This window comes from Sphingomonas canaveralia, from assembly GCF_047238125.1.
GTDB lineage: Bacteria > Pseudomonadota > Alphaproteobacteria > Sphingomonadales > Sphingomonadaceae > JBDFMH01.
The window spans coordinates 206,395-220,824 of record NZ_JBDFMH010000001.1 but is presented as its reverse complement, the minus strand read 5'-3'; the positions used below and the strand labels follow the sequence as shown (position 1 = coordinate 220,824).

The 14,430-nt window shown below is 65.4% G+C and carries 9 protein-coding genes and 1 pseudogene; 3 read left to right on the top strand and 7 right to left on the bottom strand.

The features are described from left to right. Nucleotides 1-53: 53 nt before the first annotated feature. The 4 genes from ABC347_RS01080 to ABC347_RS01065 all read right to left on the bottom strand — a co-directional run bounded on the left by ABC347_RS01080 (nt 54) and on the right by ABC347_RS01065 (nt 6,838). Entirely contained in the window at nt 54-1,304 is a 1,251-nt protein-coding gene (locus ABC347_RS01080; protein ID WP_413243941.1) for an APC family permease, read from the bottom strand. 32 nt (nt 1,305-1,336) lie between these two features. Beyond that, entirely contained in the window at nt 1,337-3,784 is a 2,448-nt protein-coding gene (locus ABC347_RS01075) for a TonB-dependent receptor (RefSeq protein ID WP_413243940.1), read from the bottom strand. 121 nt (nt 3,785-3,905) lie between these two features. Further along, nucleotides 3,906-5,687: a tetratricopeptide repeat-containing sulfotransferase family protein gene (locus ABC347_RS01070; protein WP_413243939.1), complete on the bottom strand. Its 1,782-nt coding sequence runs from the start codon at nt 5,685-5,687 to the stop codon at nt 3,906-3,908. A gap of 5 nt (nt 5,688-5,692) precedes the next feature. Further along, the gene (locus tag ABC347_RS01065) at nt 5,693-6,838 is read right to left on the bottom strand and encodes an SGNH/GDSL hydrolase family protein (RefSeq protein ID WP_413243938.1); all 1,146 of its coding nucleotides are present in this window, start codon (nt 6,836-6,838) and stop codon (nt 5,693-5,695) included. Nucleotides 6,839-6,975: 137 nt separating this feature from the next. On the opposite strand from ABC347_RS01065, the gene ABC347_RS01060 reads away from it, so the two are divergent. Then, nucleotides 6,976-7,479 carry a homogentisate 1,2-dioxygenase gene (locus tag ABC347_RS01060; protein ID WP_413243937.1) on the top strand — a complete coding sequence of 168 codons (504 nt, stop codon included), beginning with the start codon at nt 6,976-6,978 and terminating at the stop codon, nt 7,477-7,479. Here the strand turns inward: ABC347_RS01060 and ABC347_RS01055 are convergent, their stop codons facing one another. Next, entirely contained in the window at nt 7,480-7,872 is a 393-nt protein-coding gene (locus ABC347_RS01055; protein ID WP_413243936.1) for a hypothetical protein, read from the bottom strand. It lies immediately after the preceding gene. Nucleotides 7,873-7,942: 70 nt separating this feature from the next. Beyond that, complete coding sequence (locus ABC347_RS01050; RefSeq protein ID WP_413243935.1) at nt 7,943-9,493, bottom strand: cryptochrome/photolyase family protein; 1,551 nt, start codon at nt 9,491-9,493, stop codon at nt 7,943-7,945. A gap of 486 nt (nt 9,494-9,979) precedes the next feature. On the opposite strand from ABC347_RS01050, the pseudogene ABC347_RS01045 reads away from it, so the two are divergent. After that, nucleotides 9,980-10,318: pseudogene (locus ABC347_RS01045) on the top strand (DUF3470 domain-containing protein); the annotation flags it as partial. 786 nt (nt 10,319-11,104) lie between these two features. Continuing rightward, nucleotides 11,105-11,980: an alpha/beta hydrolase gene (locus ABC347_RS01040; protein ID WP_413243934.1), complete on the top strand. Its 876-nt coding sequence runs from the start codon at nt 11,105-11,107 to the stop codon at nt 11,978-11,980. Between the two features lie 66 nt (nt 11,981-12,046). On the opposite strand, the gene ABC347_RS01035 is transcribed toward ABC347_RS01040, so the two are convergent. Next, nucleotides 12,047-14,356, bottom strand: coding sequence for a GH92 family glycosyl hydrolase (locus ABC347_RS01035; protein ID WP_413243933.1), 2,310 nt, complete (start codon nt 14,354-14,356; stop codon nt 12,047-12,049). Between the last annotated feature and the right edge of the window lie 74 nt (nt 14,357-14,430).

Below are 14,430 nucleotides of genomic sequence, written 5' to 3'. Positions count from 1 at the left end.
GCAGCAGGCCTGCGATCCTGGATCCCGGCTTTCGCCGGGATGACGTGAAGGAGCTAGACCGGCTGCCCCACCCGCCTCGGTCGCAACCAGTAGAGCGGGATCGCGGTCAGCATCAGCGCGATGCTGAGCAGCAGCGGGCGCATGCCCGATCCCCACAGCACCCAGCCCGAGAAGACGAGCCCGACCAGCGATACGCCCGGCACCACCCGCAGCACGATCGCCGCGAGGCACGCACCCGCATAGAGCCACACCGTCGCCGCGGTCGTCAGCTGCAGCATGAAGGTCAGCGCCCCGGTCAGCCCCGGCACTGCGCCCGACAACGCCAGCAGGCTGGCGAAGCCGCTCGACAGCAGGATCGCCAGCGTCGGCACGTCGCGGCCGCTGGTGCGCGCGAAGGCGGCCGGCATCAGGCCACTGCGCGCCATGCCGAGCGGCACTTCGCCCTGCATGAGCACCCAGCCGTTGAGGCAGCCGATCGCCGCGATCGCGGCAAAGGCGGCGATCACATAGCCGGCGCCCCGGCCCCAGAAGGTTTCCACGAACAGCGCAATCGGGGCGCTCGATCTGGCGACTACATCCTGCGGCAACGCGAAGCCGACACCGTTGCTGATCACCACATAGAGCAGCCCGGTGAAGGCGGTGCCCCACAATGTCGCGCGCAGGATGTTGCGCGCCGGATCGCGGACGCGCTCCGCCGCGAGCGACGCTGCCTCGAATCCGACCAGCGGGAAGAAGCAGAGCGTCAGGGCGGTGGTAAGATCGCCAGCCACGAACGGCGGGTGCGGGTTTGCGGAAAAGCGGCCGGGATCGGTGGCGGCAAGCCCGGCGAGGATCAGCACCACCGCGATCAGCGGCAGCAGCTTGAGCAAGGTAGTGAAGACCTGGAAGCGCCCGGCCCCGCGCGCCCCGCCCAGGTTGAGCGCGGTCAGCGCCCAGATCAGTGTGGTGGCGCCCAGCGCGGTCGCAAGCGGGGTGGAAATCAGTGCGGGCACGAAGGTGGCGCCGTAGCGCACCGCCGTCAGCGCGATGATCGCGTTGGCCGAACAGATCCCGATCCAGTAGCTCCACCCGACAAGCAGCCCGGCGAGCGGGCCCAGCGCCTCGCCCACGACGGCGACAGCGCCGGTAGCGGCGGGCCGCGCCACCGCCAGCCGCGACAGGACGAAGGCCAGCAGCAGCGCGCCCGGGATCGCGACCGCCCACCCCGCCACCGCCGTCCAGCCATAGGGAGCGAGCTCGGCGGGCTGGACGAAGATCCCTGCGCCGATCATCCCGCCGACGACCAGGGCGGCGGCGGTCCACACACCGAACGGGCGAAGGACCGGCGCGGGGGTCGTCAGAACCGTTTGCCCAGCTTCAGCCCGATCGTGCGCGGCTGGTTCGGATAGGCGTAGATCACGTCACCGCAGGTCTGCACCGCGCATTGCGTGCCGCGGAACACGTTGCCCAGCTTGTCGAACGCGTTGCGAACATAAAGCTCAGCCGACAGGCCATTGTCCCATTTCAACCCGGCCGAGAAATCGGCGGTGGCATAGCCCGGCTGGCGCCCCAGGATCGCACGCTCGACATCGCGAAGATCGAGGAAGGTATTGCTTTGATAGACCAGCGTGCCCTGCAGGCTCGCCTCGATCGCCTCGCTGAGCGGCCATTCGTAGCGGGCCTGCGCATTGCCCTTGAACTTGGCCGTGATCGGCAGGCGGGTGCCGCGCATGGCCTGGATGAAATTGCCCGGCGGATCGGTGCAGGTGAAGCTCGGGTCGGCCACACGGCAATAATTGGTGCGCAGCTTGGCATCGTTATAAGCGCCGGACAGCGTCAGCGTGAGCCCATCGACGGGCACCGCCACGAACTCGGTTTCAACGCCCTTGATCCGCGCATCGCCGGCATTGCGGATCTCGGTGAGCCCGTTCGCGCCGAGGTAGGAGAACTGGATGTCGGTCCAGTCGAGCAGATAGACCGCGCCGTTCCAGCGCAGCCGCCGATCGAGCAGGCTGGTCTTCCAGCCGATCTCGTAATTGTCGATGAAATCGGCGGCGTAGGGCGGCAGCGTGCCGCGGCGGTTGATGCCACCCGGGCGGAACCCGCGCGATGTCGTCGCATAGATCAGCGCGTCGTCGGTGAACTTGTAGGTCAGGTTCAATTTGTGGATGAAGTCGGTGTCCTTCACCCGCTTGTCCAGATTGGTGCAGGGGCTGCCCTTGACCACCGGGCCCGCAAAGCAGCCCGCGATGCCGGTCGACCCGCTGAAGCCTTCCGCATAGCCGAAGAAGCCGACCAGTGAATTGTCGTATTTATAGACGCGCGCGCCCATGATCGCGCTGAGCTTGTCGGTGATGTCGACGGTCAATTCACCGAATGCCGCATAGTCGCGATCGACGCGATATTGCTTGGTCAGCCAGATATTGTCCGGCTTGCCGATGTCGGCATAATCCACGCCCAGCCCGTTGGTGCCGGCGCCCGAGAAGGACAGCGCATCGGCGAAGCCGTCGATCACGTAATTCTGCTCGATATTGTGGGTCTGGCGCTGATAGAAGAAGCCGCCGACGAAACGAGCCGGCCCGCCCTGCCAGCTCAGCCGCAGCTCGTGGCTCTGCTTGGTATAGCGATCACGTCCCGCCACGCGCTGGTTCGACAGCGGGTTGCCGGCATTGTCGACATAATAGGCGCCGTAACCGAATAGCGCGTCGTAATAATAGGCATAGTCCGAATAGTCGCTCTGCGTCTCGGTCTTCCGCTTTAGATAGGCGCCGGCATAGGTGACGTCGAAGCTGCCGATCTTGCCTTCCACCGTCAGCGCCGCCTGGATCCACCGATCCTCGCTGCCTTCGGGATTGTATTGCACCGTTTCCAGCCGGTTGCGCGCCAGTTCATAGGCGAAGGATCCGTCCGCCTTCTGGATCTGGCCCATCACCGTGGGCGTGACCGTCCAGTCGTCATCCAGCTCGATCCTGAGCGCGGCGCGGCCGCCATAAGTCTCGACGTCGTTATAGTCCTTCTCGACGAAGGCGGCGTTGGTGACGGTGTTGGTGCCGGGAATGTCGTCGAGATTGCCGTCTCCGTCGCCGTCTGGCCCCAGCGTCGGGAAGACGCGCGTGCCGGGCACATTGTCGATATAGCCGGCGTCGCGATCGTACCAGCCGACGACGCGGATCGCGGCATTCTGCGACAGCGGCAGGTTGATGAAGCCTTCGGCGACACCGCCCTGCCCGCCATGCGTGACCGAATTTATCTCGAGATCGATTGATCCATAGGTCGATGCGGTATCGGGCTTGTTGGTGATGATCCGCACCGTGCCAGCCTGGCTGGATGCGCCGTAGAGCGTACCCTGCGGCCCGGCCAGCGCCTCGATCCGCGCGACGTCATAGACATGAATGTCGAGCGCGCCCTGGATCGTGGTAATCGGCTGTTCGTCGAGATAGGTACCGACCGAAGGCAGCTGTGCCGAATGATTGGCGTTCTCGCCGCTGGCCACGCCGCGGAAATACACGTTCGAGAAACCCGGCCCCAGCGTCTGGTACGACAGCGACGGCAGGTAGCGGGCATAATCGTCGAAATCCTGCACCGCGAGATTGTCCAGCGTCTCGGTGCTCAGCGCGACGACCGAGATCGGCACCTTCTGCAGATTTTCCTCGCGCTTGCTGGCAGTGACGATGATCTCCTCGACCCCGCCGGTATCGGCTTCCGCCACTGACTGCGCGATCGCCTGCGCCGGGATCAGTGCGCTGCCTGCCAGAAGCGCCGCCGTCAGTCGCGAGAGGCTCTTGGAGTCGCGTCGACATTGCATGGCTTTTCCCCCGAAATGCCCCAGTGGCGAGAGGCTGTTACGGGCCCGATGCAGTGTCAATATGATCGCTGATGCACCGCACAATCGTTCCGGTATGTGGTGCCGCGGACACATTTCGACATCATCGCGGCGCAGCCGGGTAAGCGTCCAGCACCGGGCCCAGCGCATCCTTCAGCGGTGCAAGCCACGGATCGAAGGCGCGCCATTGATCCAGCCCGTCGGTGAAGATCGGCTGGCGCACCTGTTCGGCACTCGGCGTCCGGATCGCGCGCTGCGTTTCGTGGAACGCCAGGCAGGCGGCGTCAAACGGCAGCCCGGCATGATCGAGCAGCCGTCGCACCTCGCCTTCGGTATCAGCCACCATCCGTTCGTAGAACACGCGGTGGACGCGCCCCGGCAGCGCCCGATCGATCACGTCCATCAGCCCGACATAATCGGCGTAGTAGCGGCCAAGCTCGGTCAGGTCGTAGCTGAATGCCTGCCCACGCGCGAAATGCTGCTTGAAGCACGAAAAACAGCAGCCCAGCGGATGGCGGCGGGTATCGATGATGGTGGCGTTGGGCAGGATCAGCTGGATCAGCCCGGCATGCGCGAAGTTATTGGGCAGCTTGTCGATGAAATAGGGCCGGTCGGTCTTGCGCTGGATCCGGGTGAGATCGAGATACTCGCGCCCTAACGCGGCGCGCTCTTCCGCGGTCAGGTCGGCCAGGATTTCGGGATAGGCACTGCCTTCGGTGCGCCGCTTGCGGCCCGCCAGCCGCCGCGCGATCGTCGGCAGATCGGGCAGCTCCATCGTGCCCTCGACCAGCGGATGACTGGACAAGATCTGCTCGACCAGCGTCGATCCCGATCGCGGCATGCCGACGATGAAGATCGGATCGGGCGCAGCATCGCCCCCCGGCCGCGCGGCGAAGAAGGCGGGCGTGAACAGTGCGTTCGCCCGCACGCGCTGATCGGTCAGATCCTGCGCATCATAATCGATCGCCGCCCGGCGCAGCCGGTTGCCGGCATCATAATGGCCGAATGCGCCGGCATGGTCGCCGCGGTCCTCCAGCGCCTTGCCCAGCGCGAAGTGGAAATGGAAACGATCCTCATCCTCCAGCGCACCCGCCAGCATTCGCGCCATCGCCGCAACTTCGGCATCGTCGAAGCGAAAGGTCTTCAGGTTGGCCAGGCTCCACCAGCTTTCGCCCAGCGTCGGCTGCTGATCGATGCTGTGGCGATAGGCCGCGATGCTGCCGGCGGTGTCGCCCACCGTCTTAAGCGCGTGGGCCAGGCTCATCCATACCTTGGGCTGCGCGGGGAAATCGGCCAGCACCGCGCGGTAGATCTCCACCGCTTCGTCATAATCGCCGATCCGCACCAGGATCGCCGCTTTCAGGTTGCGATAGGCCGGGTGGCGCGGATCCGCCGCCAGCAGCCGCGTCACTTCGTCCAGTGCCTCGGCCGATCGCGTCTGGCGATAGAGGATCACCGCCAGATTGTGGCGCGCGGGCAGGAAGCCGGGCGCCAACTCCAGCGCGCGCAGCAGCAGCTTTTCAGCGTCGCCATAGCGGCCGAGCCGCGTCGCCAGTTCGGCCAGCATCCGGATCGCGGCGATATCGGTCGGGTGCCGCTTCAGCCGGTCCTTCAGCGCGCGCTCGGCCTCGGCCAGCCGTTCCGCGTTCAGCGCATCGGCCGCCGCCAGCAGATCGGGCTCGTTGACCGAGGCAGCGACTGCCGCGAGATGCGCCCGCGCACCACGCGGGCCATCGCCCAGCCGATGGAGCCGGTCGCCGATCCGGCGCAGCCCCTCCGCATCCAGCCCGCCGCGATCGAGCGCGCGGGCCAGCAGCGCGGCCGCCGCCGCCCCGTCGCCTGCCACCGCCAGCGCATCGGCTTCCGCCAGCAAGCCCCGCCCCATCGCGATCAGCGTGCTCCCGCCATCGGCAGCAGGCCGGGATGCCCAGCGATGAAATCGATCATCCGCTGGGTCATCAGCCGGTGATCGGCGACGCTCATATGATTGTGGCAGGCGCTGAAGCTCAGCCCGGCATTGCTTTCCACCGGGAATTCCACCTGCCGCGCCCCCGCCGCCAGCGCGCGTGCGCGGATCTGCGCCTGCCCGTCCGCCATCATTCGCCAGAAGCCGGGCTGCTGCACGCCGCTGAAATCGAGCCACCAGATCGCGATCGACGTGCGCGGGTAACGACGCGCGATCTGCTCGGCGAAGCTCCCCATCGCCGCGATATAGTCGCGGCCGAGCGCGCCGAAATCGCGCCACTTCTCGTTGGGCCCGATCGATCCGGTGAAGTCCGCGACCAGCCGGATCACAACCAGCTGCGGCTTCCATTTCGGATCGGCGGTGCGCACGTCGTTATCGCGCACGGTGCGCGGATACATCGCCGTCATCGTACGGTCGGTGGCGCCGCCATAGCTGCGGATCAGGCCGATGCCGGACTTCGCATTCACCCGGTAATCGGCATCGAAATGCTTGGCGACCAGCGCCGGATAGGCGTTCTGCGTGTCGCTCAACCGATCGACTTCTAGCGGCGTGCACTGCCGCTTGGGGGATCGGCTGCCATAGCCGGTCATCGAACTGTCGCCGATAAACTCGATCTGCCGCGCGCGTGGCGCGACCGTGCCGGGCTTCGCATCGCGATCGACGAAGAAGCCGCCGAAGGTGCCCGGCGCTCCCTCGGTCACGCGTTCCAGCCGCAACCGGTGGGGCCCTGCGGCGATGCCGGTGATCCTTGCTTCCGCCTTGCCCGGGCGCAGGATCGGGATCGGCGCCGCGCCATCGATCGTCAGCCGATATTCGTTCCAGTCGTCGGCGAAGCGCAGCACGACATCGCTGCCGGTATAGGCTGCCTCGTAATAGCCGCCGGGCCAGCCCTGCAGCCAGCTGGTCGATCCGCGATCGCCGCGCGTCGCCAGCGCCCGCCCGCCGACATGCACCGGCAGCGGCACCAGCTTCGCTGTCGCCTGGCCGTGGCCGGGCACCATCTCAAGCTGCGGCGCGGCCACCGCATCGGTTGACAGCGCCAGGCAGGCGATCAGGATCAGTGCGCGCATATCCGCTCCCGCGGCGCAGAGCCGCCGGACCGATGATAGTGGCGCGCGCGCCGCCGCCAACCGCTTTCGTCATGCTTGCCGGCATTTGGCCGCGCTGTATATCCAGCGATATAGAGCGAAGGAGACCGGCGGTGCGGGTGCGCAATCTTGTCCTGATGATGATGCTGGTGTCCGCCCCGCCGGCCTTGGCGGCGGATCCCGCGCCCTGCCCCGCGACGCCGGCGCCGCCCCCGCCGGAGTTCGCGGGATGGCCGAAACCGGTCGCGCAGACCGCCGGCACCCAGCCCGCCGGCGCCCCGCAGCTGGCTCCGGGCAGGGCTGTCGACCTGGCCCTGCACCCGAGCGCCAAGCTCCGCTTCGCAGCCATGCCGGGAAAGCCGGGCGATGCCGGCACCTCGGGCGGGATCGCGCAGATCGACGTGAAGCGCGCCGCCGTCTACCGTGTGGCGCTGGCCGGCCCCGCCTGGATCGACATGGTTCGTGCGGGCAAGCCGGTCGCCTCCATCGCACACGGCCATGGCCCGGCCTGCTCCGGTATTCGCAAGCTGGTCGATTTCCGGCTCGAGCCCGGCCGCTACAATCTTCAGATCGCCGGCAGCCCGGCCTCGAGAGTCCGGGTCATGATCGCGCGTCTGCCCTGATCAGTCGGCCGTGGCCGTCCTGGCGCGCGGATAGGGAATGAACTTGCCAAGCCCGACGAAGCCGGTCGGGATCCGCGACGTGCTATCCAGCAGCCGCACCACATCGATGCTGCACAGTTGCGAGGTGCGGGTATCGGTCAGCTGCACGTCGGTGCTGCGCAGCGACCGCGCGCCATTGTCCGGCCGGTTGAGATAGTATGTGCCGCCGGTCGTTTGATAGAGGATGCCGATACCGTCGATGATCCGGCTCGATCGGATGTCGCGCAGGTTCAGGCAATCGACCGGTTCGCCCGCGACACGACCGGCCAGCGCGCGATCCAGCCGCTCCTGCGGTGTCGCGGCCGATGCCGCCGTCGCCAGCGAAAGACCCAGCAGGAAGGCGATGCCACGCATGATACGACTCCTCGTTCGAACGGCCAGAGACGCTGGCACACCGCGCCTGAACCGGGGCTGAGCAAGGGTATCAGCGCGCCCAGCCGGGTGCGGCAGGCTCCAGCGTATCCAGGAATGTGGCTGCGCTGGCGCGATAGGCGTCGCGGATCTCGGGCTTCATCCGGTTCCAATTGGCATACATGTTCATCATCCGCCGGTTGCCGCGGAAGCGCCGCTCGTGCCGCGCCAGGAAATCCCAGTAGAGCGCATTGAACGGGCATGCATCCGGCCCGGTCTTCTGCTTCACATCATAGCGGCAGCGCCCGCAATGATCGGACATGCGATCGATATAGGCGCCACCGCCGGCATAGGGTTTGGTCGCCAGCCGGCCGCCATCGGCATGCTGGCTCATCCCGATCACGTTGGGCAGTTCCACCCATTCATAGGCATCGGCATAAACGACCAGGAACCAGTCGGCCACGTCCTGCGGCCGCACGCCGGCCAGCATCGCGAAATTGCCGAGCACCATCAGCCGCTGGATATGATGTGCATAGCCATTGTCGCGGGTGTTGCGCACCGCTTCGGCCAGGCACAGCATGTCAGTCTCGCCGGTCCAGTAGAACTCGGGCAGCGGCCGCTGCGCGCCCAGCGCGTTGGCGCCGGCCACGTCGGGCATTTCCAGCCAGTAATAGCCGCGCACATATTCACGCCACCCGATGATCTGGCGAATGAAGCCTTCGGTCGCGTTCAGCGGCGCCTCGCCCCTCGCATAGGCGGCGGCGGCGGCCTCGCAGATCTCGATCGGCGTCAGCAGCCCCAGATTCAGCGCCGGGCTGAGCCAGCTATGGTAGAGCCAGTCCTGCCCGGTCACCATCGCGTCCTGATAGGTGCCGAAATCGGGCAGCGCGGTGCGGATGAAATGGCCCAGCGCACGCCGCGCCTGCGCGGCCGTGACCGGCAGGGCGAACTCTTCCAGCCGGCCGAAATGATCGGCGAACCGATCCGCCACCAGATCCAGCACCTCGCGCGTGGTCTCGTCGGGGGTGAAATGCATCGGTTCGGGATAGTTCAGCCCGCGCTTGGGCGGCGCGCGGTTCTCCTTGTCCAGATTCCACTGGCCGCCTTCGGGCTGGCCGTCCTCTGTCATCAGCAGCCCGGTCTTGCGGCGCATCTCATGATAGAAATACTCCATCACCAGATCGCGCCGCCCCTGCGCCCAGGTCTGGAATTCCAGGATACCGCAGACGAACCGGTCGTCGGCCAGCACGTCTACGGGCAGGCCGAACCGCTTCGCCCAGCTATCGATCGCGGTCTTCACGCGCCATTCGCCGGGCTCGACGATGCGGATCGCGGTCGCGCCGTGCCGCTTCACGGCGCGACCCACCTCGCCGGTGAAGCTGCCGCTGTTCGCCGGATCGTCCAGCCGGACAAAATCGACCGTCCAGCCATCGGCGCGCAGTTCGTCCGCGAAGTGCCGCATCGCCGCCAGGATCAGCGCGATCTTGCGCTTGTGGTGGCGGACATAGACCGTCTCCTCCGCCACCTCCATCATCAGCACCACCGCATCTGCTCGCGCGACATCGCGCAGCGACGCCAGGCCATGCGAAAGCTGATCGCCAAGGACGGGAACGAGAATGGTCATCCGCCCCCGCCAACGCACGAACCGCGCGACGGATGCGGTCCGCTGGCGCGTGCCCGGTGCATGGCGAGGTGCATATCGCGACGGTCTGGAACCGAGGGTGCGCGCGGCCACGCGAAACTTCCTGCCGAGCAGGTCAGAACGGTAAAAGGTCTGTCCTACAGCATGCCAGATCAGTTAGTGTCGAGTAGCTCTTTCTCATCCTGAATAGATTGGTGTCCTGCGCCGACCCGACGGTGACGGCCGCCCTGCCACGGTCGGCAAGTCAGCGAAGGGCCGGATGCAAGCCGAACCCTCGCACAACCGCTGCTTTCACTGCTTTCGGGAAGCGCGAGGAGGGAATGGCCGGCGCCTGCAGACGACCGATGCCCAGACATCACCTGCATGCTGCGAGCCGGATGGCGCCATGCAGGCACCGATCTCGCTTGCCCAAAAGCAGTCGCCAGCTCACGGTGCAACCCTCAGGAAGCGATGGTTGGGCAGATAGATATGCCGGCTGTGATCACGGATGCGTGCATCAAATGTAAGTATATGGCCTGTGTTGAGGTCTGCCCCGTCGACGCCTTCTATGAAGGCGAGAACATGCTCGTTATCAATCTTGGACAATGTACTGAATGCGGCTGCTGCATCGAACGATGCCCGGTCGATGCTATCATATTCGATCATGATCCGAGAGCAGCACTCTGGATTGATCTCAATAAGAAATACTCTGGCTTATGGCCCAATGTCGCTCATGATCGTGGACAAACGCCAGCGGACGCTGATCGATTCCGCTCAGTTCCCGATAAGTTCGAACGCCATTTCTCGTCCAACCCTGGCAAAGGTGATGTCGGTCTCCCTCCACCATCGCGCCAGACTGGCGGGTGCTCGAAATGCAAAGTGCCCAATCCGATCCGTCAGAAAACTATTGTGGCAGTCGCCATCACGGCGCTGATCTCGTTGGTGGTTGGCATTGCCATCCTCTACGCCACCACAAAGATGGTCTCGCTCTACTGGAATGGTTAGCGGTCGAGGGTCAGCTTTCAGTCCCAAGCCATCCAGACCCGACGAGCCGTCAACCACCGGCATCGGACCTACGAAACTTTGCCCGATCCCAATGTCCGCTTACGCCCACTTGCGGACATTCGTCGCGCAGGCCCGGTAGGCGTGCTAGGTCCGGCGCCGAGGTGGATACATGACACGTTGGCGGCGGTTCATTGCTTGGATCGATAAGGACATCGGCGATCAAGGCTGGCCTAGCACGCACTCGCTTTCCTCGATTGTCCCGATCGGTCCATTGATCATCATCCTGCCGCCGCTTTGGTATTTTGATCCTCCAGCCAGCATCCGCTATTGGCTTGTGGGCATAGCAGCCGTTCCAACTGCCGCCTTGTTCAGCATCTGGGCGTGGCGACTCTTCGTCGCCGGTCGGCGGCAGGTTCGAAAGGTCAGACGATTGAGACGCTGACGCTTGCGTCCGCTTTCCACCAACAGCGGACATCTGTGACCTCCCGATCCCGACGTCCGCAAACGCCCAAAATCAACCGTTGGCTACGGCACGCAATCGTCGATAAGGCGGTGCTGAGTTGGCGAGCTGGGGCCAGCACTGCGCCACTCGTTTTATGGAGAAAGCGCGTGCGCAAATCGCCGGGAAAATACGTCCTCGTTGGGCAAGCCCTGCTAATGATTTGCGCTGCGCCCAGCGCAGGCGGCCAACTACCAATAGAGCGGGCTGCAGCGCCAGCGCAACAGGGCGCACCTATCGTGGTCGGCCAGTCGTATACGATCAAGTCGAAGATTCTTGGCGATGCGCGGCGACTAAACGTGTGGCTGCCGTCGAGCTACGGCAAAGCGAATACGCGCTATCCAGTGCTGGTATTATTGGATGGTGGAGTAACGGAAGATTTCTTGCACATCGTCGGATTGGCCCAGATCACTTCTGCATATGGTCGCGGGCGGGAGTTAATCGTGATCGGCGTGGAGGGGGTCGATCGACGGCACGACTTAAGTCCCAAGACCGACGACCCCGCCGACCTTCGGTTTACAAAAAAGCCGGGGGGTGCCGACAACTATCGGCGCTTCCTCGCAGAGGAGGTCAAGCCGTGGGTCAGCGCGCGATATTCAACCAATGATCGTTGGGCACTCATCGGAGAGTCAATGGCGGGGCTGTTCGTACTAGACACGCTAGCCAATACCCCCGCGGCTTTTAACGATTACATCGCAGTAAGTCCGATTGTCTGGTGGAATAGGCAATCGGTCAGCCGCGCGCTGGCTGGACGACCTGGCAGTAACGACCGTCGGGTATTCGTGGCTTTCGAAGGCAATCTAATCGCTGGCGCAAATGGCCCGACGCCAGCGCAGGAGGCCGAGACACGCATCGAGGCAGCTTTCAGGGGCCTTCCAAATCGGACTGTCGTACGGTTCGCCGACGAGCGGCATGACGCGATTTATCAACCGGCTGCGCTAGCTGCGTTCAGAACCCTTTACGCGCTCGGTCCAGCCGCCAACTGAAAGTTTTTTTGTACCAGCGCTGCCGGTCCGCTTTCCACCAATAGCAGACACCCCGCCACGAACCCGCTACCTCCCCCGTACCGACATCGAGAACGGCCGCGCCGTTTTCCCCCGCCCCCACGCCTTGTTCGGGATCGCCTGCATCGTGAAGCGCAGCTCGCCGCCGGCGCGGATCTCGGCGTCGGTCAGATAGCTGCGCGTCAGCGGCTGCCCGTTCAGCAGCACGCGCCCGACATAGCGGTTCGCAGGGGAGAGCCCTTCCGTCACGATCGCAAAGCGCCGGCCGCCTGCCAGGTTCAGCACCGCGCGATCCACGAACGGTCGCCCGATCACATATTCGTTGCTGCCCGGCGCCACCGGATAGAAACCGAGCGCCGTGAAGATCAGCCAGGCGGACATCTGGCCGAGATCGTCATTGCCCGACAGTCCATCGGGCGTCGGCTTGTACTGGCTGTCCACGATCTGGGTCAGCCGTTCCTGCGTGCGCCACGGCGCGCCGGCGAAATTGTAGAGATAGGCGACATGGTGGCTGGGCTCGTTGCCGTGGATATACTGGCCGATCAGCCCGGCGATGTCCTCGGCATGGCTGTAATCGATGCCCGACATGTCATAATCGAACATCGCATCGAGCTTGGCGATCGCCTTGGCATCGCCGCCGAGCAGGCGGAACAGCCCGGCCTGATCCTGCGGCACGAACCAGCTATATTGCCAGGCATTGCCCTCGGTATAGTCTGATCCATAGTTGATCGCGGTCGGATCGAACGGCGTGCGGAAACTGCCATCGCTCTTGCGCGCGCGCAGCCAGCCGGTCCTTGCGTCGAAGCTGTTGCGCCAGTTGCCGGCGCGCTTCTCGAACTGGTCGGCGATGGCGGTGCGGCCCATGGCGCGCGCCATCCGCGCGATCGTCCAGTCGTCATAGGCATATTCGACCGTCTTCGATGCCGCCTCCGGCTCGCGATCGATCGGCACATAGCCGCGCGCCATATAGTCGCCGAGCCCGCCATAGGGGACATAGGTGGCGCTGGCGACCATCGCATCGAGCGCGGCATCGGCATCGAACCCGCGCAGCCCCTTCAGATAGGCATCGGCGATCACCGGCACCGCATGATAGCCGATCATCGTCCAGGTCTCGCGCCCTGCGAACTGCCAGACGGGAAGGATGCCGTGCGGGCTGTGCTGCCGGCTGGCGATCAGCGAGTTCACGATGTCAGCGGTCGTGCGTTCCGGCTGCACCAGGGTCAGCAGCGGATGTTCGGCGCGGAACGTATCCCACAACGAAAAGGTCGATCGGACGGTGAAGCCCTTGGCCTCGTGCACCTGATCGTCCGGCCCGCGATAGCGCCCATCGACATCGCTCCAGATGCTCGGCGCGAGCAGCGCATGATAGAGCGCGGTGTAGAGGCTGGTGCGCAGCGCCGTTGGTGCCTCGATCTCGACTGCGCCCAGCGCCTGCGCCCAGGCGGCGCTGGTGGCGGCGCGCACCGTATCGAACCCGCCCGCCTCCGCGTGCAGGTTCGCGATCGCCCCCGCCTCGTCGACGCCCGACAGCGCGACTGTGACTTCCAGCGGCCGATCCAGCACGCCGAAATCCAACCGTGCCTCCAGCGCGCGGCCCAGCTTCTCGGCCACCGCATCGCTGCCGCGCCCCGGCCCCTGGAAGCCCTTGTAGGGTACCGCTTCGTCTCGATCGACAAAGGCATGGCCGGTCAGCGGGCGAGAGAAACGCATCGCGAAGTAAAGCTTGCGCCCCGGCGCCCAGCCGCGCGTCTCACGGAATCCGGTGACCATGCCGTCCGGGCGGAGGTGCAGGCCGGACCACAGCGTCTTGCCGGGATAGTCGTAGAGCGAGGATCGCAGGTCGATCAGCAGGTGCGCTGCCTTGCCCGCGGGAAAGCGATAGCGATGCACGCCCACGCGCGCGCCTGCGGTCAGCTCCGCGCGCACCCCGCTGTCATTCAGCGTCACCGCATAATAGCCGGGCTTCGCGCTCTCGGTGGCGTGGTCGAAGCGCGATCGATAGCCTGACCCCGGCTGCGCGGGATCGCCCGGATCCATCGCGATTGCGTTGCCCGCCTGCGGCATCACCAGCACATCGCCCAGATCCGAATGGCCAGAACCCGAGAAATGGGTGTGGCTGAAACCCTGGATCGTCGGATCCTCATACCGATAGCCGGCCGCATGCGCGTAACAGGCGCGGATCTGGCAGCGCGTATCGGTGTCCGGCGACAGCTGCACCATTCCGAACGGCGCGGTAGCGCCGGGGAAGACATGGCCCTCGCCGCCCGTGCCGATCATCGGATCGACGCTGTCGATCGGCGCGGGCAAGGCAGACACGGGCGCGGCGATCAGCGCGGTCAGCAGCAGGATCCTGATCATGGGCCTGCTTATGGCCTCCACGCGCGGACTGTCCACTGCCGGCACGGTGCGCGACCGCCCGCGGAAGCGCCGAG

Bases quoted from the DNA above. Each gene is read 5' to 3' on its own strand.
- ABC347_RS01035 (WP_413243933.1), bottom strand. From the start codon at position 14,356: ATGATCAGGATCCTGCTGCTGACCGCGCTGATCGCCGCGCCCGTGTCT.
- ABC347_RS01075 (WP_413243940.1), bottom strand. From the start codon at position 3,784: ATGCAATGTCGACGCGACTCCAAGAGCCTCTCGCGACTGACGGCGGCG.
- ABC347_RS01065 (WP_413243938.1), bottom strand. From the start codon at position 6,838: ATGCGCGCACTGATCCTGATCGCCTGCCTGGCGCTGTCAACCGATGCG.
- ABC347_RS01055 (WP_413243936.1), bottom strand. From the start codon at position 7,872: ATGCGTGGCATCGCCTTCCTGCTGGGTCTTTCGCTGGCGACGGCGGCA.
- ABC347_RS01050 (WP_413243935.1), bottom strand. From the start codon at position 9,493: ATGACCATTCTCGTTCCCGTCCTTGGCGATCAGCTTTCGCATGGCCTG.
- ABC347_RS01070 (WP_413243939.1), bottom strand. From the start codon at position 5,687: ATGGGGCGGGGCTTGCTGGCGGAAGCCGATGCGCTGGCGGTGGCAGGC.